A 22,619-nucleotide genomic window follows, 5' to 3' on the forward strand; every position below is an offset into this window, starting at 1 on the left:
TGCCCGCCGCGTCTCACTTCGCCTCGGCGTAGTGGTCGACGACCGCGACCGTGAGCGGGAAGTCGACCGGGAAGTCGCCGAACAGGAGGCGACCCGCCTCGGCCGCCGCGGCGCGGACCTCGTGCGCGACCGTCTCGGCGAGCTCGGCCGGCGCGTGCACGACGACCTCGTCGTGCAGGAAGAAGACGAGGTGCGCCCGGTCGGCGAACGGGGCGGGCGCCGCCCCGGGGGTCGCGGCGAGGGGCAGGTCCCACAGCCGCCGCCGGATCGACGCGAGCCAGCACAGCGCCCACTCGGCGGCGGTGCCCTGCACGACGAAGTTGCGCGTGAACCGGCCCCAGGCCCGCGTGTACGACCGGGCCCGCGCCTGCGCGTCGGCCCCGGACGCGGCGTCCTCCGTGGCACCGACCTCCTCGACCGCGTACGCCCCGTCCTGCGCGGCGTGCCACGACTCGCCGGGGCGCGGGGAGCTGCGGCCGAGGAGCGTCGAGACGATCTCCCCGCGCTCACCCGCCTGGGCGGCGCGCTCCACGAGGCCGATGGCGTCGGGGAACGCCTTCGCGAGCCGCGGGAGCACGAGCGCGCTGTCGCCGGTCGTGCCGCCGTACATCGCGCCGAGCATCCCCACCTTCGCGTGGTCGCGGGTCGCGACGGCGCCCGACGCGACGATCCCCGCGTACATGTCGCCGCCGCGACCCGCGGCGGCCATGCGCTCGTCGTGCGCGAGCCCGGCGAGCACGCGCGGCTCGAGCTGCGCGGCGTCGGCCACGACGAGCCGCCAGCCCGGGTCCGCGACGACGGCGCGCCGCACCTGCTTCGGGAGCTGCAGCGCTCCCCCGCCGCTCGACGCCCACCGGCCCGTGACGACCCCGCCCACGACGTACTCGGTACGGAACCGGCCGTCGTGCACCCAGGTGTCGAGCCACGCCCAGCCGTTCGCCGTGAGGAGCCGCGCGAGCTTCTTGTACTCCAGCAGCGGCTCGACGACGGGGTGGTCCGTGCGCTCGAGCTCTCCCTTGCGCAGGGACCGCACGCCGACGCCCGCGTACTGCAGCGCCTTGAGCAGGTCGGGGTGGGAGTCGGGGTTGAGCGTGGGCGGCGCGTCGAGCGCCGTACGGATGCGCGCGACGAGCTCCTCCATGCGCGCGGGCCGCTCGCCCGGCCGCGGCCGCGGCCCGAGCTCGCCGCTGAGGATCGCGTCGTGCACGTCGGCGCGCCACGGCACGCCCGCGTGGTGCATCTCGGCGGCGACGAGTGCGCCCGCGGACTCAGCGGCCAGCAGGAGCCGCAGCCGCCCAGCGGCGTCCGGCCCGTCCGCGGCGGCGACGGTCACGAGCTGGTCGCGAAGCTCGGCGACGGGGTCGAGCCGCACGCTCGGGCCGTCCTGCGCACCGAGCTCGAAGAGCCCGACGGGCTGCCGCGGCGCGGACGGGTCGCGCCCGGCCGGTACCGCGGCGAGCGCGTCCCACGGCCCGGGGTCGCGCCGCGCGAACGGCGTGCCCGCGACGAGCCGCGAGCGTCGTAGCAGCACGTGGGACAGGCGCAGGTCGTGCGACCGCTCCACGCGCCGCCCGGCCGTGAGCAGGGGCGGGTACCACCGGTTCGTGTCGTCCCAGGTCTCGCGGACCGGGTCCGCCGGGCCGTCCGCGACGTGCTCGACCCGGGCCCGCCCCGGCGAGCCGACGTGGACGGCGTAGGTGCTCACGCGCTCACCTCCCGTGCTCGGGGCCCGGGGTCGGGCGCGGCGGCCACGGCGCGCGCGAGCGTCCGACCCCGGGACGCGACGAAGCCGGCCCGCAGGAGCCGGGCCGCGTCGGGCTCGTGCGCGACGAGGCTGACCGTGGCGGCGAGCGTCGTCGCCCCGAGGTCGTCGGCGGTGCGCGCGGCGCGCGCGAGCGCGCTCGCCTGGTGGGGCGTGAGGTGCCGGCGCCCCGTGGCGGCGAGCGCCACGACCGTGTCGAGCAGCGTGTCGCACACCTCCTCGACGGGCGTGGGCACGACCACCTCCCGCGCGTGCATGCCGGCGCGCCCGCGCAGCGACCGGACCCGGGCGCGGAGCCGGGTCCACGGGGTCGACCACGCCCGGTGGTCGTACGCCGGCGTCAGCGTCGGGACGACGACGTCGAGGCCCTCGCCCGGGCGGTCGACGAACAGCCCGACGGCCTCGTCGCTCCGCGACGCGAGGTCGCGCTCGACGGCGACGGCGACCACGCGCCGGTTCCCCGCCGCGACCCCGAGCAGGGTGTCGCACGCCGCCTCGTCCGCGGCGTCGACGCGCACGACCGTCTCCGCGCCGTCCGCCGCGACCAGCGTCCAGGTGAGCTCCTGGGCGACCTCGTCGAGGCCGATCGCCCCTGCCTCGCGCACCATGACGACCCGCACGGCGGCGGGTGTCCGGCCGAACCCGGCCTCGGCCCGCGGCGGGGTCGTCGCGGTGCGGGCCGCGACGTCGCGGAGGTCGTCGGCGTCGAGCGCCCCGAGCGGCTCGACGGCGGGCCCCTCGCCCGCGCGCAGCCCCGTGTCCGCCCGCTCGGTCGCGCCGCGGAGCGCGAACGGGCCGCGGCACAGCGCCTCGACCGAGCGGCCCCAGACGAGCGGGAGGTCCCACGAGCGCCGGAAGGTCGGGTCGGCGCCCGGCGGGCGGCCGGTGGTGACCGACCGCACGCGCCCGGCGTCCGCGTCCCACAGGTGCACGGTCACACCCCGCGCGCCCGACGCCGCGACCCACCACCGTGCACCGAGCGGCACGACCCGCGCGAGGTCGGTCGGGCGCTCGTCGGGCGTGCCGGCGTCGGGCGGGGGCTCCGCCTGCACGTACGCCCACAGCTCGGCCAGCGCGAGGAGGCAGTCCGTCTCGTCGACCGCGTCGCGGCGGTCCGCGAGCGCCTCGAGCCGCCCGACCGCGGACGTGACGAGACGCTGGACCGCGGGCCGCCGGCCGAGCCGCGCCACCACGCCCGCACCGCGCAGCTCCTCCAGGTCGTCGCGGCCGACGTGCGAGAGCCCGACGTCGAGCAGCCGCTCGACCGCGCGCACGACCTCGTCGGCCACCGCCCGGGCGTCGGGGACGCCCGTGGCACGCGGCGTCGCGGCGGCCCGCTCGGGCCAGGGCCACGGCCGGCCGTGCGCACGCCACACGTGCACGAGCGCCTCCAGCCGCCACCGGCGCTCGTCGGCGTCGCTCCACGCCGCCCCCTCGCGGGTCACGAGCATCCCCGGGAACCCCGCCCCCGCGACGTACGTGACGCGCGGCGCGCCGGGCCACGAGACCTCCGCGCGCGGGCCGTCGACCGCCACCTCCGCCGGCGGCCCACCGACCGCCTCCTCCACGGGTTCAGCAGGCACGGTCTCGGCGACCGCCCGCACGACGGCGGCGCCCGCGGCACGGTGCGCGACGCGCGGGTCGAGCGCGAGGATCTCCGCCACCGGGTCCGGGGCGGGGGCGGACGGCGCCGCGCCGTCACCTGCCGCGGCGGGAGCCGCCGCGGGTGCGGCACCCGCCTCCCGCGCCCACAGGCTCGCGGCCACGACGTGCTGGCACGTGCCCGGCGTCGGGCACGCGCACCGCGCCCCGGCGGGACCGCGCGCGTCGAGCTCGACCCGCACCCCGCCCACGGACACCACGACGCCGTCGGGGCGCGCCTCGACCGGCTCGACCCGCCCGGCCGCGACGTCCTTGCGGGCGCGCCGGACGAGACCCGGGCTCGCGATGGTGGCGAGGGCGGCGTCGTCGTACCCCGCGTACACCGCTGCCCATGCACCGGGCCCGGCGCCGACCCCGCTCACGGGAGCACCTCGCCGAGCCACTCGGCGAACCGCTCCGGCGTGAGCGCCGCGATCTCCATGCCCTGCTCGGCGAGCCGGCGGGCGACGCCGCGGTCGTACGCGGGGTTCGCCTGCCCGTCGAGGGCCGCGAGCCCGAGCAGCCGGACGCCCGACGCGTGCAGGCGCCCCACCGCGGACACCAGCTGCGACACCGAGCCGCCCTCCTCGAAGTCGCTGACGAGCGCGACGACCGTGCGCCGCGGGTCGCGCACGTGCTGCTCCGCGTACCGCACGGCGCGCGCGATGTCGGTCCCCCCGCCGAGCTGCGCGGTGAGCAGCACCGTGACCGGGTCGTGCGCGAGGTGCGACATGTCGACGACCGCCGTGTCGAACAGGACGAGGCGGACCGTGATCCCCGGCAGCCCCGCGAGGATGCCCGCGCTCACCGCGCTGTAGAGCACCGAGGCCGCCATGGACCCCGACTGGTCGACGAGCAGCACGACGTCGTACGACAGCGCCCGGCGCCGCCGCGCCGAGAAGCGCAGGTCCGTCACGAGCAGGCGCCCGCGCTCCGGGTCCCAGCGGCCGAGGTTCGCGCGGACCGTCGCGGCGGCGTCGAACGTGCGGCTCGACCGCACGAACGAGCGGCGGGACCGGTCCCGGCGCCCGTCGACGGCCGTCACGAAGCGGGGGCGCAGGCGGCGCACCACGTCCTCGACGACGCGCGCGACGATCCGTCGCAGCCCGTCCTGGACCTGCGGCCCGAGCCTGCCCCGCACGCGCAGGAGCGCCGACGCCAGCTCCGTGCTCGGCTCGACGGCCTCGACCGCCTGCGGGTCCGCGAGCAGCTCGGTCATGCCGTACCGGCCGACCGCCTCGACCTGCATGCGCTCGAACGTCTCGCGCGGGAACAGCTCGCGCGCCGACCCCAGCCAGTCGAGCCCTTCGACGACCGACCCTCCGCGGCCACCTCCGCGGCCCCGGCCCTCGCCGGGGTCTCCCCCGGTGCCGTGCCGGTGGCCGCGCGCGGTGTACTCGCGGTCGTAGAGGTGCCCGAGCGTGCGGTCCAGCGCCTGGTCCGGTGGCGCCACGGGCAGCGTGTCGCCCGCGTACCGGCCCAGCACGAGCCGCCAGCGCCGCGCGGCCTCCTGGTCGTCCGCCCGCCCGGCCACGCCGAGACCGCCGCCCGCCGTCACGAGGCGCTCCCGCGAGCCCACGCGCCCAGCCCGTCCCGCTCGAGCACGGCGACGAGCTCGCGCTCCACCACCAGCGCGGCCCGCAGGTCGTCCTCCGAGACGTGCACGCGCCGGTCCAGCGCGTCCGCGCGCGTCCCGGTGCGCGCGGCGACGCGCTCGGCGAGCCGGTGCGTCTCGGTCGGCCGCAACCACGTGAACGCGCGCCGTAGGTCCGGCAGGACCGCTCGGAACGCGTCCTCGTCGAGACCACGCAAGCCCTCGTCGACGGCGTCGAACATCTCCGGCGTGTGGAGCAGCAGGTCCGGGGCGGCGCGCAGGACCCCGCCGAGGAACGCCGTCGCCGCCACGGGGTCCGCGCCGGGTGCGAGCTGGGCGCGCACCCGCTCGACGAGCCCGTGGTCGCCGGGCTCGTCGTCGAGCTCGTCGTCGACGGCGGCGAACGCGGTGAGCGCCCCGCGCACCGCCGGGGACGCGTCGGCGTCCTCCCGGACGCGCGCGAGCGCCTGCCCCACCGTCGCGGCCGCCGAGCCCGGTCCGTCCCGGCCCGCGCCGCGCACGTCGCGCACGAGGGACCGCAGCGCGACGAGGCTCGCCAGGGCGTCGTCGTGCGTCGTCGCGTCGGCCGCCGCGAGGTCCGGGACCAGGTACGCGGCCGTGGCCAGTCCCTGCTCCGCGAGGTCGAGCAGGGCCTGCGCATGGTCGCCCAGCTCCAGCTCCACGCGCGCGCGCCACAGCGCGACGAGCCGTCGCATGCCCGCGACGACGGACGCGAGCGACGGGTCCACGTCGAGCGTGGCGCGCACGAGCGCGACGAGCGGGGGCAGCCGCTCCGGGAGCCCGACGACGACGCACTGCGCGACGAGGCGCGCGACGGCGTCGCTCGAGCGCTCCTCGCGCGCCCGCTCGCGCGCGTCGTCGAGCAGCGCGACCGCGACCGCCTCGAGCGTCGCCCCGCGGTGGGAGAGCTCGACGAGGCGCGCCTCGACGAGCGGCGTCCACGCGTACGTCCACTCCTCCAGCACGAGGCCCAGCCCGCGGCCCGCGACGTGGTCGGGGCCGGAGACCCGGCGAGCGAAGCCCAGCTCGAGGAACGCGCACAGCGCGAGGAACCGGCGCCGGTCGCGGTGCGCGGCACGACGGCGGGCGTCGAGCCGCACGGTGCGCGGCACGGCGTCGGACACGTCGAGGCGCAGCGCCCGGGCGCGGGCACGCGCCTCCTCGACGAGCGGCGGGGCCGCACCGCCCGGGGCGACGTCGCCGAGCGCGCGCCCGGCGAAGACCTCGGCGACCGCGAGACCGAGCGGTCGGTCGCCCGCGGCGTCCAGGTCGTCCGGGTCCTTCACGTAGCACGAGGTGATCGCGTCGAGCAGGTCGGTGCGGCACGGCCAGGGCCGTTCCCGCAGGGCCGCGAGCCGGTGCGCGTGCTCGACGGCGGCCTGGGACTGCGCCACGCTCACGAGTGCCCCGCGCTCCGACGCCCCGCGCCCGACGTCGACCAGCACCCCGGCCGCGGCGGCAGCGGGCCCGGCCGGGTCGTGGTGCGCGGCCCAGAGCCGGTCGTAGTAGCCCGGCGCGGGCATGCCCGCGCCGTACCCCCGCAGGGCGTCGAGCCGCTCGTCGTCGTAGCGGACGAGCCACGCGGGAGCGTCGGCGAGGTCGCCGTACCCGTCCGCGGGGCGCCGCGCCACGACCGCCGTGCCGTACTCGCTCCCGACGAGCGCCTCGACGAGCGCGAGGGTGTGGAACGCCCCCGTCACGACGACGACCGGCCCGTCCGCACGCGCGGCGTGCTCCGCGACGCGCGCGGACATGCGCGCCTCGCGGTCGAGCGAGCCGTCGGCGGCGAGCGCCTCGTCCTCGTAGTCGAGCCGCGCGAGCGCGGCCCACGCGAACACGTCGTCGACGAGCTCGCGCCAGTCGCGCAGGCGCGCCGTCTCGCGCGCCTCGAAGAGGTGGTCCCACAGCTCGTCGTGGTCGCGGCACCCGAGCCGCTCCGCGAGCCGGGCGACCGTGCGCGAGTGCGCGAGGTGGCGCTCCGCGAGGACGGTCCGCGCGGCGGCTCCCCGCTCGTCGTCCTCCTCTCCTGCCCGCTCCCCCCACGGGGAGTCGACGAACGCGAGCTCCGCGCCCGCCGCGTGCCCCGCGCGCACGGCGACCCACTCGGGCGAGTACCGCGCGAGCGGGTAGAAGCCCGCGGCGCGCACGCCGCCTCCCGCGGCGTCCGCGAGGTCGCCGGCGAGGCTGAGGACCGCGACGGGCGGGACCGTCCGCTCGTCGAGCAGCGCGGGCAGGAGACGCGTGTACTCCTCGGGCCCCTCGACGAGCACGACGGACGGCCGGATCTCGGCGACCAGCGCGGCCACCGCGACCGCGCAGGCGGGACTGTGGTGGCGCACCCCGACGAGGTGCACGCCGTCGCGCTCGCGCAGCAGCGCGAGGTCGTGGGCTGCCTGTCGCAGCCGCGGCGGCGCGGCGTCCCACGCGGCGCGCCGGGCTACCGCCACAGGTCGCCCGCCGCGGTGAGGAAGTCCTTCCAGCGCGCGTCCGACCGCGCGCGCTCCCGCACGACGTTGTCCACGTAGTGCCGCAGCCGCCGGGCGTCCTCCTCGTCGCCCTTGAGCGCGACGCCGCCCACCTGGCGCGCGACCTGCCCCGCCGTGACCGTGCCGTCGCCGAGGTAGCGCGCCTCGAGCGACGCCGCGATCGCGACGTTCACCGCCTCCGCCGTCGACATCACGGTCTCGGGGCGCTTGACCGGTGCGCCGCTCGCCGTCGTGCCGGTGCGCAGGTCCTGGAACACGGTGACGAGCACCTCGAGCACGTCACGGTCGAGCACCGGTCGGTCCTCGACGGGCCCGAGCTCGGCGGTGAGGCGCGTCTCGACGAGCTCGATCTCGAACGCGCGGTCGCGGATCGGCGCGACCGTCTCGAAGTTGAAGCGCCGCTTGAGCGCGGCCGACATCTCGTGGACCCCGCGGTCGCGCAGGTTCGCCGTGGCGAGCACGTTGAACCCGGGCCGCGCCGCGACGCGGGCGTCGGCGCCGAGCTCGGGGACCATGAGCTGCTTCTCGGACAGCACGGAGACGAGCGTGTCCTGGATCTCCGGGGCACAGCGCGTGATCTCCTCGAACCGCGCGACGCGCCCGCTCTCCATCGCACGGTAGACGGGCGACGGGACGAGCGAGCGCTCGCTGGGACCCTCCGCGATGAGCAGCGCGTAGTTCCACGAGTACCGCACGTGGTCCTCGCTCGTGCCCGCGGTGCCCTGCACCGTGAGGGTCGACGTGCCGCTCGCGGCCGCCGCGAGCAGCTCGGACAGCAGGGACTTGGCCGTACCGGGCTCACCGACGAGCATGAGGCCCTGCCGGCCGAGCAACGACACGACCGCGCGGTCGACGAGCGGGTCGTCGCCGAAGAACTTGCGGCTCACGCCCAGCTCCCGGTCGCCCACGACGAACGCCCGCACCGCGCGCGGGCTCAGGCGCCAGCCCGGCGGGACGTCGGCCCCGCGTCGGGCGTCGGCCTGCGCGAGCACCGCGAGCTCGTCGGCGTACCGGACCTCCGCCGGCGGTCGCAGCTCGGCGAGCGCCGGGGGCGCCTGCTCGTCACCGGTCGTCGTGCTCGTCACCCGGGCTCCTCCTCGGTCCGGTCGCGGGCACCGTGCCCGTGGTCCTGCAGGTCAGCGTAGGAGCCGCGTCCCACACGGCCGGCGCCGGTGCCGCGGGAGCGGTCGTCGACGGGTTCGGCGGCCGTGCCCGTCGTGGGGGCGCTCTCCCCACCGGCCCAGGCTGCGCCCGTGGCGCGTCCCGCCGGGACCACGCGGTGCGGGTCGGCCTCCGCGTTCACGACGCCGCCCACGAGCACGACGATGCTCGTGAGCCAGCCCCAGAGGACCCCGGCGAGGACGAGGCCGAGCATCTGCCCGGCCGCCTGGACGACCGCCGTCGTCCCCGCCTCGGAGCCCGGCGCCGCCGGTCCCGCGAGCCGGACGTAGAGACCGAACCCCCAGGACACGAGGAGGACGCCGCCGGTCCCGACGGCCGCGCCCGGCAGGCACCGCCGCCACGTCGTGTCGACGTTCGGTGCGTAGCGGTAGAGCAGCGTGAGGTACGCGCCGCAGACGAGCACGACGGTCGGCCAGCGCAGCACGTCCCACGTCTGCCGGAAGGCCGCGTCGAGACCGAGCCGCTCGGCCAGGTCGGCGCCGTCGCCCAGGAGCGGGCCGACGACGACGAGCGCGACGACGGACACCGCCGTGACGATCGCGCCGAGGGCGAGCGCGACCCCCAGGACGTACTGCGCCACGACCCCGCGGCGCCGCTCGACGCCGTACGCGTCGTCCAGGGCGCGGACCGCGGCGCGGAAGACGCGGCTCGCGAGCCAGAGCGCGACGAGGAACGACCCGACGGCGAACCCGGTGCGCTGCTCGTCGAGGAGGCTGTCGACGAGCGGCGCGACGACCGAGGTCGACACGTGCTCGGCGAACACCGTGGTGAGCCCGCCGACGATCGACGAGCGGATCGAGTCGACGGTGTCGTCGCCGAGGAGCGGGCGCAGGAAGCCGAGGCTCGACCCGATCGCGGTCGTCAGCGGGATGAGCGAGATGAGGCCGTAGTACGACATCTCGGCGGCGAGGCCCGTGACGCGGACCCCGGCGACGCGGAACGCCGAGCGGGCGGCGACGTCGGCGACGCGCACGCCCCGCACGCGCGGCCCGGTGCGCGCCGCGGCGGCGAGCACGCGGTCCTGCCACGGGACCCGGCCCGCAGCACGCTCGCGCCGCCGCACCGTCCAGGGGCGGACCACCGCTCGCGCGCACCACGTACCCGCCGCGACCGCGCCGGCCGCGGCGGGCACGCTCGCGAGCGCGCCGAGCGCCCGGGTCCCGCCGTCGTCCGCGGCGACGGCCACGACGACGACGACCGCCCCGACCCCCGCGAGGGCGAGCAGCGTCGACGTCGCCGTGCTCACGGCGGACCGGACCGCTGGCGACCGGCGCGCGAGCACGGCGACGAGCAGCCAGGCGAGCGTCGCGACGACGATCACGGGGCGGCGCCGCCGCTCACGGGAGCGTCCGCCGGGTCACCACTGGCTCTTCCGCTCCCAGTCAGGGTCGAACGACCCCGCCTCGGCCACCGCCACGTAGTCGCGGTACGCCTCCGCGACGAGGACGGGCGGCAGGTCCGCGATCCGCGCGGTCCCCCGTCCGGAGCCGCGGCCGGTCCGCTCGAACGTCAGCGCCGTCACCGCGGCCGGGATGTTCTCCTCGGGGACGAACGACCCCGTGAACTCGATCTGCACGACGATCCCCGCGCTCGTGAACGCCTTGGTGTACGCGCTGAACCACCCGGCGTCCTCGGCCTGCGAGCGGGAGTATCCCCGCTTCGTGGCGCGCCCGCGGATCGAGAAGCTGTCGGAGAACCAGCCCTTGTGGTCGTCGATCGCGGTCGCGCCCGCGGGGACGTCGGGCGTCGTGACGTCGAGCTGCGCGAAGATCGGGGTGACCTCGTAGTCCGCCAGGTGCGCCGTCCAGGCCGCCGTCGCCTCCGGGCCGAGCAGGACGGCGTGCGCGAGCCCGACCGTGGACTCCGCCCCGAGCTCCACGTCCTCGTCGTCGGCGTCGACGAGCGCGCCGCCGTCGGGCCGGAACGGGCGGGCACCCTCCGTCCCGGAGTTCTCGACCCAGACGAGCCGCTCGACGAGCCGCGACATCACGGGGTGCCCGAGGAGGTACTCCTGCCACTCCGACGCCGTCCATGTGCGGCCCACGCACATCGCCTCGTAGAGCCGCTGGGTCTGCAGGGCGACGACGGCCTTGAGCTCCTTGCGACTCGCGGTGAGCTGCTTCTTGGCGGCCGCGACGAGCTCGGGGTCGTCCTGCGCCCGGGGCGCCGGGAGCGCCTTGACCACCTTCCCGGCGTCGCTCGTGAGCTCGAGCGTGAAGGCGGGGGTGATGCGCCCGACGTACTCCCGGGAGCCGAGGTCGAGGTGGAGCAGCCCGTCGTCCTCGAACCCCGCGGTCTGGACGGTGCGGTCGGCGAGCTGGTCCGCCGTCCAGCCGCGCCGCTCCGCGAGCTCGGCCGCCAGGCGCTGCGCGGTCTCCTGGACCGTCGCCTGACGGAACCGTCGCGAGACGGCGAGGAGCTCCTGGATCGCGGCCGGCTGCCCGTTCGCCGCGAGCGCGTGCACGAGCGCCTCGGTCTGCGCGCGACGCCCGACGTGCGCCTTCGCGTAGCGCTGGAACGTCGCGGCGAGCTCGGCGCCCGGCATCGCGACGGTCAGCGCGAGCAGACCCTTGTCCTTGACCGCCGAGCCGACGTACGTGGCCTGGTGCTCGCGGTACAGGTCGCGGTGGTGGTCCTCGAGCGACTTGGACGCCTCGACCGAGTAGTGCTCGGGCGAGCGCTTGGCCCACGCCTGGTACTGGTCGTACCGCAGCTGGGCACCGGCCGTCGCGTACGCGTCGCTCTCCTGCGGCGAGGGGTTGCGCGTGTCCTGCGCGACCCACGCCGCGAGCACGTGGCTGCCGAGCCGGGCGCGGTCCTCCTCCTGGAGCAGCGACAGGTACCGCTCCAGCAGCCCGGCACCGCTCGGGTCCTTGAGCTTGACCGCGAGCACGACCCACCAGCGCAGGACCGTCGGCTCCACCGGAGAGCCGTCCGCCGCCCAGCGCGCCGCGGGCAGCGCGTCGAGGTCGAACCACGCCATGCTGACGGGCTTCTTCGCGCGCAGGCCCTTGGTCGCCTCCGCGAGCAGCGCCTCGGGCGCGAGGTCGGCGGAGATGTCCTCGCCGAGCGACTCGAGCGCCGTGAGGAGCGTGGCGCGCACCACCTCGGTGCGCTCCCTGCCCAGCGCGGCGCGCAGCGCGGGCACCGCGCCGGCGTCACCGAGCCGCGCCAGCCACTCGGCCGCCGTGCGCCGGATCTCGGCTCTGCCGCTCCCGAGCCCTTGCTCGGCCAGCTCTCGCACGCCCGGGTGAGACAGCAGGACCTCCTGCGCGGCCGAGCGGTACGAGCGGCCCTCGCCGAGGGCGAGCTCGGACAGGCGCGGCAGGAAGCGGCGCGGGACCTGCGGGAACTGCCCCAGCAGCGCGATCGCGCGCGCCGGCTTCGCCGTGCCGTAGGTGCGCTCGCGGTCGTCGAGGGCCTCGGCGAGACGGTCGAGCCGCCCGGCGTAGTACGGCCACGCGTTCCGGGGCGAGACCGTGTCCGCCGCCCACCACGACGAGAAGTAGAGGTCGTCGACCAGCCCGTCCGCGTCCTCACGGCCCACCTGGCGCAGCGCCGCCTCGAGGGCGCGGAGATCGACGTCGAGCAGGTCCCCGTCGTGGAGGCGGTACCACGCGAAGTGCTCGCGCGGGCCGCGTTCCGCGACGACCAGGCGCAGACGGTGCAGGAGCGTGGTGCCCGGGAGGCGGGCGAAGACGGCGGGCGCCGAGAGCCGACGCATCGTCACCCGGTCGGGGCGCCGCGTGCTCGTGCCGGAGAGGAACGCGGTGAACACCCGGATGTCGTCGTCCGAGATGCCGGGCAGTTCCTTGAGGTCCTCCTCGACGGCCTGACGACGCCACCGCGCCCAGCCCTCGTCACCCCCCTTCGCCGGGTGCGCCGCACGCTCCGCCCGGGCACGCTCCAGCGCCGTGTCGATCGCCGCCCGCGCGGCGCGGACGGCGTCCTCGCCGAGCACGACGTCAGGCAGCGGATCGTACGGCGGTACCTCGATCTCGGGCTCGTCGCCCTGTGCCGCGACGAGGACGCGAGCGCGCTCGACGGTATCGCGCAGCAACGTCGCCCGGGCGCCCGTCGACCGCTCGGCCGTCTCCTCCAGAGCGGCCAGGCCGCCGTCGACCTGGGCGAGCCGCGTCACCACGGCACCGAGCCGCGAGGCCGGGAGCGACGTGAGCAGCGGGGCGAGGAGCTCGAGCTGCCGCGCCGCGGGGAGCGGGACGAGCGCGGCGACCGCCGCCTCGCGCACCGCCTTGCTCGTGTCCGCGGCGAGCGCGGCGAGCAGCGGGGCGAGCGTCTCGGTCGCCGCCGGGTCCGCCGCGACGAGCGCCACGAGCTCACCGCGCCCCGCGGCGCTCACCCCCGGCAGCACCTGCGTCGCGACGTCCAGGTGCGCGACGACGAACTCCCGCGCCGGGTCGCCCAGCAGCGCCGGGCCCAGGTGCCGCGACGCCCAGCCTGCCGACGCCGGCCGCTCGAACAGCTCGCGCAGCACCACCGCCGGCGCGTCCGCCTCCGGCACGCCGCCCTCGACCGCGAGGGCCACGAGCAGGTCCGGCGTCCAGCGGTCGGGCGCGCCCTTGCCCTTCTTGCCGTGCCGGCGTTCGTTCGCGCGCCGCGACATGTCGTTGACGAGCGTCGTGAGCCAGCGCGGGTCCGACGCCCGCTCGCGGTCCACCTCGGACGAGACCGCGCTGAGGACGCGGCCGAGGCGCACGAGCTCCGGGACGGTGACGGAGTCCGAGAGCGTGTAGAGGTTGGAGCGCGCGGTGACCGCCTTGGCCGACGTCCACCCCGGCACGGCGGCCTTGAGCAGGTCGTCCTGGGCGGGGGTCGTCCACGAGTAGACCCCGGACTGACCGGGACGGCCGAGGAGGGCCTCGACGTCGCCGCCCCGCAGCGCCTCCAGCTCGAGCAGCACCTCAGGACCCTCGCCCCGGTGCACGTACGCGACAGCGCGGTCCGCGAGCTCCGGCGACGCGACCGCGAGCACCTTCAGGGCGTCGACGAGCCGAGCGCTCGGGCGGTCGACCCCCGTCTGCCCCTCGTCACGCCGGAACAGACCCTTGACCTTCTCGAGCACCCTCTACCTCACCGTCACGTCGTCGCTGCTGGAGGGCCCGATGCTAGGGGTGGGTAGTGACAGTGTCGGCGCCCAGGTGGCGCGTAGGCACCCGCACGGCACCCCGAACCGCCACCACATCAGACGAGCCACGAAGAGGGATCCGTCCGATGCGGTCAGCTGCGCCGACCGCACGTAAGAGGAAGACGGGCATCCACGCCCGTCGCCATGCTGACGCTGTTCGTCCACCGCCGACTTAGGACTCCATGTATGCGCGAAGATGCTCGCGCAGCTGCGGGTCCACGACGTAGACGAACGTCCCGCGCATGCCTCGTGTCAGCAGCACCGCGTAGATATTCGCGACGAAGGCCAGCAGGTCCTCGTCGTCGTACCTGATTCCACGCATCCGATTGTCCTGCTTCCCCTTCTTGTCGAAGTAGGACTTTCTGTCGAAGTACAGGCGCTCACGTGCGGGGTCGTAGCGCAGGTCACCGCCGATGATCACGCCGGCGTAGTTGAGGTCGTAACCCTGGACGGTATGGATCGAGCCGACCTCGTCGATCGACGTCGGGCTGCTGATCCAGTCCGACGTGGTGCGATTCCACGGCATCTGTACACCGTCGATGTCGATGTCGGGGGCGGAGCAGTCGGCCCGGCTGCGCCACGGGAAGGCGTAGCCAGCCACCAGGCGCGCAAGCCCGTGCTCGGCCTCCCGATCCCGGATCGCGTCGCGCATCTCGCCCAGGTCGTCGAACAGCCGCAGCTCATATCCACTGAAGCGCCGTGGCTGAGGGCGCTGCCCGGCGAGGATCTCTCTGACATAGGCGACGTAGTCGTGCCCAGCGAGGACGCGCATCTGCGAGGACAACGGGTAGAGGCGGTGCGCCGCACGCGACTCCTCGACCAACGCGTCGAGGACGTCGGTCGGAAGGTCGGCCGGTCGAACGCGTTGACCGGTATCGAGCAGAAAGACCTGGTGCTTGCTCTTCTCTCGAATCCAGTCCAACTGGGTCAGGGTGAGGTCGTCTGTGCCGAAGAGCTGAAGGTTGATCGCCGGGAACTTGCCGTTCAGCCGCGCCGATGCGAGGCTTGCGCGCTGGCTGAGCCTATGCGTCTCGTCGACTATGAGCAGGTCGAACGTCTCCGCGCTCTCGCCGACCTGGAAGGGCGTGAGCACCATGTCCTTGTGCAGACCGGGCGTCCTGCGGAACACCTCCTGGATCGAAGCGCGCAGCGACAACTGCGGCACCACGAGGCCGATCTTGAAGTCCTTCAACAGCTCGGGGTAGCCCTCCGCGAAAAACTCGGAGAACACCGTCTCCGCGTTCATCGCCTCGCCGAGGTCAGCGGCCTCGATGTCACGGAGGAGCTTCATGAGGTAGATGCCAACGATGGTCTTGCCGGTGCCCGGGTCACCCCGGACGACGATCGTGCTCTCACGGCCGGTGCGTAGGTCGTCGAACAGACCTTCAAGGATGTCCTCGACGGCGATCGCCTGGTCGGGGTTGAGGGCCTTGAACGGCGAGAGCTTGAACAGGTCGCTGTTCTCGATCTGGTTGATCGAGCGCGTGAAAAGACCCTCCGCTCGCAGCTCCTCGAACACGGCTCGGAAGGTCTCTCGGTATCTGCTCCGGTCGTAGTAGTCCGCGTCGACGATGCCGAAGTTCCGGTTCAGCACTTGATAGCGACCGTCGCCCGAGAACCACCGGATCAGGTGCGACTCGAGATCGAGGCAGACGGACTTGTTGAACGTGTCGTCGACGACGATGCGGATACCCCGGAGATGAGCCTTGCCGCTGGTATCGAGGTGCTGCCGCATCCGGGCCACAGCGTTGAGGGTCTCGCCGACGTAGATGTCGCGCTCGCCGTCGATCGCGTACACGACTGGCCAGTTGGTGAGTCGACGATCCCCGCGGCGGGCGTTGACCGCATCGATCCGAAACGGAACGTGCTCGACGTCAAACCTGGTCATACTTGGCGCTCCGGCCGCGTGCCTTCTCGACCGGGTACTTCTTCCTCGTCGTCTCGAGCTTGTCGAGAACGATCCGACCGGCGTCGAGGCCGAGCTTGTCAGCGAGGAGCAGGCAGTACGTCAGGACGTCCGCAAGTTCGGCTTCTACGTCCTCGAGATCATAGTCCGGGCTCCACTGAAAGCACTCAAGAAGCTCAGCCGCCTCGATCGAGATACTCTTGGCCAGGTTCTCCGCGGTGTGGAACTGCCCCCACTCGCGCTCTGCGACGAACGCGCGAAGCGCCTGGTGGACCTCTGTTTCACGCATGCCGGGGACAGTACCCGCCGGGGCGGGGAGACCATCCCCGCACACGCCGAACCCGCGGTCTCCGCCAGGGCGAACCCGACGCCTCAAGACCACCGTGCCGACACGACGTCGTGCAGAGCGGCGATCACTCGCGATCCGATCGCGCTCGGGTCCGCCCCGAGACGGGGAGGTACGGCTCTGGGTGGTGGGCCCGGAGGGACTCGAACCCCCGACATCCACGGTGTAAGCGTGGCGCTCTAACCAGCTGAGCTACAGGCCCTGGAACGGCGGAGCACAGCCTACCGGGTCGGGACCCCGCCACCGGCCACGACCGCCGGGCTCTCGGGGCTCAGAGCTGTTCGAGCGCCCGTCGGTAACCGTCGAGGTCACGACGCTGCCCGCGCGGGTTCACGACCGACCACCGCACGATCCCGTCGGCGTCGAGCAGGAACGAGCCGCGCAGCGCGAGGCCGTTGTCCTCGTCGAGGACGCCGTAGGCCCGCGCGACGTCTCCGTGCGGCCAGAAGTCGGAGAGCAGGTCGAACTCGAAGCCCTCCTGCGCGGTCCACGCCTTCTGCGCGAACACCGAGTCGCACGAGATGCCGAGCAGGGTGACGCCGGCCGCCTCGAACTCCTCGAGGTTGTCGCGCAGCTCGCACAGCTCGCCCGTGCAGATCCCCGAGAACGCGAAGGGGTAGAACACGAGGAGCACCGGCCCGCCCCGCAGGTCCGCGAGGTGGACGGGCGTGCCGTGGGTGTCCGGCAGCGTGAAGTCGGGCGCCGGGTCGCCCGGACCGGGCGGCGTGGTGCGCCCGGTCGTCGCGGCGTCGTCAGCGACCGCGGCCACGGGTCCCGAGCTTCGTCGCGGACCAGTCGGGCGCGATGGCGAACGTGCTCGTCGCGTGCAGCCCGGCCGTGGTCGCGGCCTCCTGGATGTCGTTGTGGCCCACGTGGCCCGGCCGGCCGGGCTTCGGGGTGAGCACCCAGATGAGGCCGCCGTCGTCGAGCACGGTCTGGACGTCCACGAGCAGGTCGGTGAGGTCGCCGTCGTCCTGGCGGAACCACACGACCACGCCGTCCGTGACGTCGTCGTAGTCCTCGTCGACGAGCTCGCCGCCGACGAGCTCCTCGAGCTCACCGCGCAGGTCGTCGTCGACGTCGTCCGCCCAGCCGAACTCCTGGACCACGTTGCCGGGCGCGAACCCCAGTCGGTCCGCCCCGCTGGGCCCTACGGTGTCGGTCACTGTCGTGTCGTTCCTTTCCTCGTCCTGTCCGTGCGGTGGGCCGTCGCGCGCGCCCGGGCGGGCGCCCGCGCGCACGACGACCTGCCGTGTCTGGCAAAGGTAGCCCACCGCAGGGTGCGGTGCTTGGCAAGGCACCGCCTACGGACGGCCGTCCCGCGGGTCGTCGGCCGTGGCCGGGCACCGCCGGGCGGCCGCCCGACGGCGGCGCGCACGCCGCCCGGCCCGTGTCGCCGAAATCACGCCCTCTTGACCACCCGATGGTGTGACTTACGCGCGCGTTGTGAACACAATGGGTAGACCACCCTGGTCTCGTGAAGAGGCGCGGTCGCCACCAGCGGCCGCGGCCGCGTGCCCGGAGTGGGCCCGAGACGGGTGTCGGCCGTGTACCGCGCGGCCGAGTGCCCGGCATCCGACGAGATATGAGGTTGCTGGTGGCTTCGTACGACGAGACCGGACCGCTGATCAACGGTCTGCTCAGCCAGGTTCCGGACTTCGACCCCGCCGAGACCGGCGAGTGGGTCGAGGCCCTCGACGGCCTGATCGACGACCGCGGGGGCCCGCGCGCCCGCTACGTCCTGCTGAACCTGCTCAAGAGGGCCCGGGAGCGCAACGTCGCCGTCCCGACCTCGCTGACCACCCCCTACGTGAACACCATCGGTGTGCACGAGGAGCCCTACTTCCCCGGCGACGAGGCGCTGGAGCGCCGCTACCGCTCGTGGATCCGCTGGAACGCCGCCGTCATGGTGACGCGGGCGCAGCGGCCCGGCATCGGCGTCGGCGGCCACATCTCCTCCTACGCGTCGGTGGCGACGCTGTACGAGGTGGGCCTGAACCACTTCTTCCGCGGCAAGGACCACCCCGGCGGCGGCGACCAGGTCTACTTCCAGGGCCATGCCTCCCCCGGCGTGTACGCGCGCGCCTTCCTCGAGGGCCGCCTCTCCGCGGACCAGCTCGACGGTTTCCGCCAGGAGAAGTCGCACCCGGGCGGCGGCCTGCCGTCGTACCCGCACCCGCGGCTCATGCCCGACTTCTGGGAGTACCCGACCGTCTCCATGGGTCTCGGCCCGGCGAGCGCGATCTACCAGGCGTGGACGGACAAGTACCTGCACAACCGCGGGATCCGCGACACGGAGCAGCAGGACGTGTGGGCGTTCCTCGGCGACGGCGAGATGGACGAGCCCGAGTCGCGCGGCATGCTCCAGCTCGCGGCGCAGCAGCAGCTCGACAACCTGACGTTCGTCGTGAACTGCAACCTGCAGCGCCTCGACGGCCCGGTGCGCGGCAACGGCAAGATCATCCAGGAGCTCGAGGCGCAGTTCCGCGGTGCGGGCTGGAACGTCATCAAGGTCATCTGGGGCCGCGAGTGGGACGTCCTGCTCAACGCGGACAAGGACCGCGCCCTGGTCAACCTCATGAACGTCACGCCCGACGGCGACTACCAGACGTACCGTGCGGAGTCCGGCGCGTTCATCCGCGAGCACTTCTTCGGCCGCGACCCGCGGACGAAGGCGCTCGTCGAGAACATGACCGACGACGACATCTGGAACCTCAAGCGCGGCGGCCACGACTACCGCAAGATCTACGCGGCCTACGCGGCGGCGCGCGCCCACACGGGCCAGCCGACCGTGATCCTCGCGCACACGGTCAAGGGCTACGCGCTCGGGCCGTCGTTCGCGGGCCGCAACGCGACGCACCAGATGAAGAAGGTCGGCCTGGCCGACCTCAAGGCGCTGCGCGACTCCCTGCGCATCCCGATCACGGACGAGGAGCTGGACGCCAACCCGTACGAGCCCCCGTACTTCCACCCGGGCCCCGACGCACCGGAGATCCAGTACCTGCTGAACCGTCGCCAGCAGCTCGGCGGGTTCGTGCCCGAGCGCCGCTCGTCGCCGAAGCCGATCACCCTGCCCGGCGACAAGTCCTACGAGATCCTCAAGAAGGGCTCGGGCCAGCAGGAGATCGCCACGACGATGGCGTTCGTCCGCCTGCTCAAGGACCTCATCAAGGACAAGGAGTTCGGCAAGCGCGTCGTGCCGATCATCCCCGACGAGGCCCGCACGTTCGGCCTGGACTCGATCTTCCCGTCGGCGAAGATCTTCAACACCCAGGGCCAGCACTACCTCGCCGTGGACCGTGAGCTCATGCTGAGCTACAAGGAGTCCGAGGCCGGGCAGATCATGCACACCGGCATCAACGAGGCGGGCTCCGCGGCCGCCTTCCAGTCGGTCGGCACGTCCTACGCCACGCAGGGCGAGATCATGGTGCCGTTCTACATCTTCTACTCGATGTTCGGCTTCCAGCGCACCGGCGACCAGTTCTGGGCGGCGGGCGACCAGCTCACGCGCGGCTTCATCATCGGCGCGACCGCGGGCCGCACCACGCTCACGGGCGAGGGCCTGCAGCACGCCGACGGCCACTCGCCGCTCCTCGCGGGCACGAACACCGCGATCGTCCAGTACGACCCGGCGTTCGGCTACGAGATCCGGCACATCGTGCGCGACGGCATCGAGCGCATGTTCGGTCCCGGCGAGCACGGCGTGGGCGCGGACGGCCGCGACCAGAACGTCATGTACTACCTCACGGTGTACAACGAGCCGATGGTCCAGCCGGCCGAGCCGGAGGACGTAGACGTCGAGGGCATCCTCAAGGGCATCCACCGCATCTCCGTGGGCGAGGGCGACGGGCCGCGCGCCCAGATCCTCGCGTCGGGCGTCGGCGTGCCGTGGGCGCTCGAGGCGCAGCAGCTCCTGCGGGAGGACTGGGGCGTCGCGGCGGACGTGTGGAGCGTGACGAGCTGGAACGAGCTGCGGCGCGACGCGCTCGCCGCCGACCAGGCCGCGTTCCTCGACCCGGCCGCGCCCGCGCGCGTCCCGTTCGTCACGGAGAAGCTCTCCGGTGCCGAGGGGCCGTTCGTCGCGACGAGCGACTACGACCACCTGGTCCCCGACCAGATCCGCAAGTGGGTCCCGGGCGACTACGAGGTGCTCGGCGCCGACGGCTTCGGGTTCTCGGACACGCGCGCTGCGGCCCGCCGGCACTTCAAGATCGACGGCCCGTCCGTCGTCGTGCGCACGCTCCAGGCGCTCGCCAAGCAGGGCAAGGTCCCCGCGGACGCGTCGGCGCGCGCGATCGAGAAGTACCGCCTGATGGACGTCACCGCCGGCACGTCCGGCAACGCGGGCGGCGAGGCCTGACGGCCACCGCCGGAGACGACGACGGCCGGTCACCCCGCGGGGTGGCCGGCCGTCGTCGTCTCCGGAAGGTGCCGGGCGCCGCGGGTCAGGTCCCGGCGCGGTGCTGCTCGGCCTGCGCGACGGCGCGCTCGAGGTCCGCGCGCAGCGGCGCGACGCCTCGGGGGTCGCCGTACTCGACGAGCGACTCGAGGTGGTGGCGGGCGTCGAGGGGCCGGTCGGCCTCGATGGCGGCGAGGACGAGCTGGCGCCCGACCTCGGCCTCGTGCTCGCGGGCGCGCCAGTGGCCGACGCCGAGACCCAGCGCCTCGACCGGCAGGCCCGCCGTGCGCAGGACCTCCATCGACTGCGCGAGCGCGTGCCCCGAGGGGTCACGCTCCGCGGCCGTCGCGAAGCGGCGCTGGGCCGCCTCCGGGTCGTCGTCGAGGGAGAGGCGGCCGAGCTCCACGAGCGGGTACCACCCGCGGGGGTGCCCGGCGAGCTCCTCGGCGAGAGCCCAGACCGCGAGGTCGGCGGCGCGCTGCTTCTCCGTCTCGTCCGCCGGGGCGGCGAGCGGGTCGTCCGTGGACGGTCCCTCCGCGGCGCGACGACGGACCAGCTCCGCGAGCGCGCGGAAGGCCCGCTCGTCGTTCGGGTCGTCGACGAGCATCGCCCGCAGCGCGTCCTCGTGGACCGTGTCGCCACGCTTCTCCCCGGACCGTGGGCGGCGCGTGCCGACGGTCGACGCGGACGTCGGCCGACGCATGAGCTGTCGAAGTCGGGGCATGAGTGCCATTCCCCGACCCTAGCGGGTCGTCCGGGTGCTCACCCAGCGACCCGGTCCCCCGGCGACCCGGCCGACGCCGGGACGCGCGCTTTGTGGACTGTCCACAACCCCGGCCGTATGCTCGGCGCGTGACGGCCACCCCCAGGACCCCGGCGACCGCGCCGACCCCGACGAGCCCGGCCGGCAACGCGGACAACCTCCAGCGCCTGCGCGACGGCAGCGGCCTGCTCATGTCCGCCGCGCTGCGCCGCCTCGACGACGAGATCCGCTGGTACCGCGAGCTCCCGGCCGAGGACCGCTCCTACGTGGGTCTCGTCGCGCAGTCCGGCATCACGGCGTTCGTCACGTGGTACGCGGACCCGCAGGCACCGCCGCACGGCGTGAGCGACATCTTCGCCGCGGCCCCGCCCGAGCTCACGCGCTCGATCTCGCTCCAGAACACGCTCCAGCTCGTCCGCATCGTCGTCGAGGTCGTCGAGGCGTACTCCGACCAGCTCGCGGCACCGGGCGGCGAGCGCGACCTGCGCGAGGCCGTGCTGCGCTACTCCCGGGAGGTGGCGTTCTCCGCGGCCGAGGTCTACGCCCGCGCCGCGGAGGTCCGCGGCGCGTGGGACGCGCGCCTGGAGGCCCTGGTCGTGGACGCGCTCATCCGCGGCGACGGCGACGACTCCCTGCGGTCGCGCGTCTCGGCGCTCGGCTGGGGCGGCCACGGCTCGACCCTCGTCATGGCCGGCACGATCGCCGCGACGCTCGACGAGGTCCGCACGGCGGAGCTGCGCCGCGCGACGCGCCGCGCGGCGGGTGACGCGCTCGTGGGCATCCACGGCGACCGGCTCGTGCTCGTGCTCGGCGGCGAGGGCGACCTCCAGGCCGCCGCGGCGTCGCTCCTGCCCCGCTTCGGCCCCGGCCCGGTCGTCATCGGGCCGACGGTCCCCGGGCTGGAGGAGGCCGCGCGCTCGGCGCAGGCCGCGCTCGCGGGGCTGCGGGCCGCGCCCGCCTGGCCGCAGGCCCCGCGCCCGGTGCTCGCCGACGACCTGCTCCCGGAGCGCGTCCTCACCGGCGACACCACGGCGCGACGCACGCTCGTCGCCCAGGCGTACCGCCCGCTCGCCGAGGCGACGGGCTCGGTGCTCGAGACGCTGTCCGCCTACCTCGGCACGGGCCGGTCGCTCGAGGCGGCGGCCCGGTCCCTGTACGTCCACCCCAACACCGTGCGCTACCGCCTGCGCAAGGTCTCGGAGATCACCGGGTGGGACCCGCTCGACGCCCGCGAGTCGTTCGTGCTGCAGGTCGCGCTCGCGCTCGGGCAGCTCTCGACGGTCCGCTGAGGGGCCGGGCGCGCCCGGCGTCCCCCCGGCTCCGCGCCTGCGGCGCCTTGTAGGTTCGGCACAACCACTCTCCGCAAGGTTGGT

At 74.8% G+C, this 22,619-nt stretch carries 14 protein-coding genes and 1 tRNA gene; 2 read left to right on the plus strand and 13 right to left on the minus strand.

Annotated elements, in window-relative coordinates; all coding sequences use genetic code 11:
* Positions 1–13: 13 nt before the first annotated feature.
* From GWJ10_RS08810 to GWJ10_RS08865, 12 genes are all read right to left on the minus strand, one after another.
* Positions 14–1,705 (minus strand): bifunctional 3'-5' exonuclease/DNA polymerase, encoded by a 1,692-nt coding sequence (locus tag GWJ10_RS08810; RefSeq protein WP_163186927.1) that lies wholly within the window; start codon positions 1,703–1,705, stop codon positions 14–16.
* Positions 1,702–3,786 carry a hypothetical protein gene (locus GWJ10_RS08815; RefSeq protein ID WP_163186929.1) on the minus strand — a complete coding sequence of 695 codons (2,085 nt, stop codon included), beginning with the start codon at positions 3,784–3,786 and terminating at the stop codon, positions 1,702–1,704. Before GWJ10_RS08815 ends, GWJ10_RS08810 begins: the two co-directional genes overlap by 4 nt.
* On the minus strand, positions 3,783–4,982 hold the full coding sequence (locus tag GWJ10_RS08820; protein ID WP_206158383.1) for a VWA domain-containing protein: 1,200 nt from the start codon (positions 4,980–4,982) through the stop codon (positions 3,783–3,785). The genes GWJ10_RS08815 and GWJ10_RS08820 overlap by 4 nt, the downstream gene beginning before the upstream one ends.
* Positions 4,958–7,465, minus strand: coding sequence for a DUF5682 family protein (locus GWJ10_RS08825; RefSeq protein ID WP_163186931.1), 2,508 nt, complete (start codon positions 7,463–7,465; stop codon positions 4,958–4,960). Before GWJ10_RS08825 ends, GWJ10_RS08820 begins: the two co-directional genes overlap by 25 nt.
* Positions 7,456–8,589, minus strand: coding sequence for an AAA family ATPase (locus tag GWJ10_RS08830; RefSeq protein WP_061268614.1), 1,134 nt, complete (start codon positions 8,587–8,589; stop codon positions 7,456–7,458). The genes GWJ10_RS08825 and GWJ10_RS08830 overlap by 10 nt, the downstream gene beginning before the upstream one ends.
* Positions 8,586–10,007 (minus strand): YihY/virulence factor BrkB family protein, encoded by a 1,422-nt coding sequence (locus GWJ10_RS08835; protein ID WP_163186933.1) that lies wholly within the window; start codon positions 10,005–10,007, stop codon positions 8,586–8,588. Before GWJ10_RS08835 ends, GWJ10_RS08830 begins: the two co-directional genes overlap by 4 nt.
* A gap of 36 nt (positions 10,008–10,043) precedes the next feature.
* On the minus strand, positions 10,044–13,769 hold the full coding sequence (locus GWJ10_RS08840; RefSeq protein WP_163186935.1) for a DUF4132 domain-containing protein: 3,726 nt from the start codon (positions 13,767–13,769) through the stop codon (positions 10,044–10,046).
* A 235-nt stretch (positions 13,770–14,004) separates the two neighbouring features.
* The gene (locus tag GWJ10_RS08845) at positions 14,005–15,720 is read right to left on the minus strand and encodes a DUF2075 domain-containing protein (RefSeq protein WP_163186937.1); all 1,716 of its coding nucleotides are present in this window, start codon (positions 15,718–15,720) and stop codon (positions 14,005–14,007) included.
* Positions 15,707–16,027, minus strand: a complete 321-nt coding sequence (locus tag GWJ10_RS08850; RefSeq protein ID WP_163186939.1) for a nucleotide pyrophosphohydrolase — start codon at positions 16,025–16,027, stop codon at positions 15,707–15,709. Before GWJ10_RS08850 ends, GWJ10_RS08845 begins: the two co-directional genes overlap by 14 nt.
* 182 nt (positions 16,028–16,209) lie before the next feature.
* Positions 16,210–16,286, minus strand: a tRNA-Val gene (locus GWJ10_RS08855).
* Positions 16,287–16,355: 69 nt separating this feature from the next.
* The gene (locus GWJ10_RS08860) at positions 16,356–16,853 is read right to left on the minus strand and encodes a peroxiredoxin (RefSeq protein WP_034655440.1); all 498 of its coding nucleotides are present in this window, start codon (positions 16,851–16,853) and stop codon (positions 16,356–16,358) included.
* Entirely contained in the window at positions 16,837–17,250 is a 414-nt protein-coding gene (locus GWJ10_RS08865) for a DUF3052 domain-containing protein (RefSeq protein WP_031316633.1), read from the minus strand. Before GWJ10_RS08865 ends, GWJ10_RS08860 begins: the two co-directional genes overlap by 17 nt.
* A gap of 431 nt (positions 17,251–17,681) precedes the next feature.
* On the opposite strand from GWJ10_RS08865, the gene aceE reads away from it, so the two are divergent.
* Positions 17,682–20,444, plus strand: a complete 2,763-nt coding sequence (aceE, locus tag GWJ10_RS08870; RefSeq protein WP_034655442.1) for a pyruvate dehydrogenase (acetyl-transferring), homodimeric type — start codon at positions 17,682–17,684, stop codon at positions 20,442–20,444.
* Between the two features lie 85 nt (positions 20,445–20,529).
* Here the strand turns inward: aceE and GWJ10_RS08875 are convergent, their stop codons facing one another.
* Positions 20,530–21,216, minus strand: a complete 687-nt coding sequence (locus tag GWJ10_RS08875; RefSeq protein ID WP_163186941.1) for a hypothetical protein — start codon at positions 21,214–21,216, stop codon at positions 20,530–20,532.
* Between the two features lie 197 nt (positions 21,217–21,413).
* On the opposite strand from GWJ10_RS08875, the gene GWJ10_RS08880 reads away from it, so the two are divergent.
* A complete protein-coding gene (locus tag GWJ10_RS08880; RefSeq protein WP_228087650.1) occupies positions 21,414–22,535 on the plus strand; it encodes a PucR family transcriptional regulator in 1,122 nt (373 codons plus the stop codon).
* The last annotated feature ends 84 nt before the right edge of the window (positions 22,536–22,619 follow it).

It is taken from the genome of Cellulosimicrobium sp. SL-1 (assembly GCF_011033075.1).
In the GTDB taxonomy this organism is placed as follows: domain Bacteria; phylum Actinomycetota; class Actinomycetes; order Actinomycetales; family Cellulomonadaceae; genus Cellulosimicrobium; species Cellulosimicrobium funkei.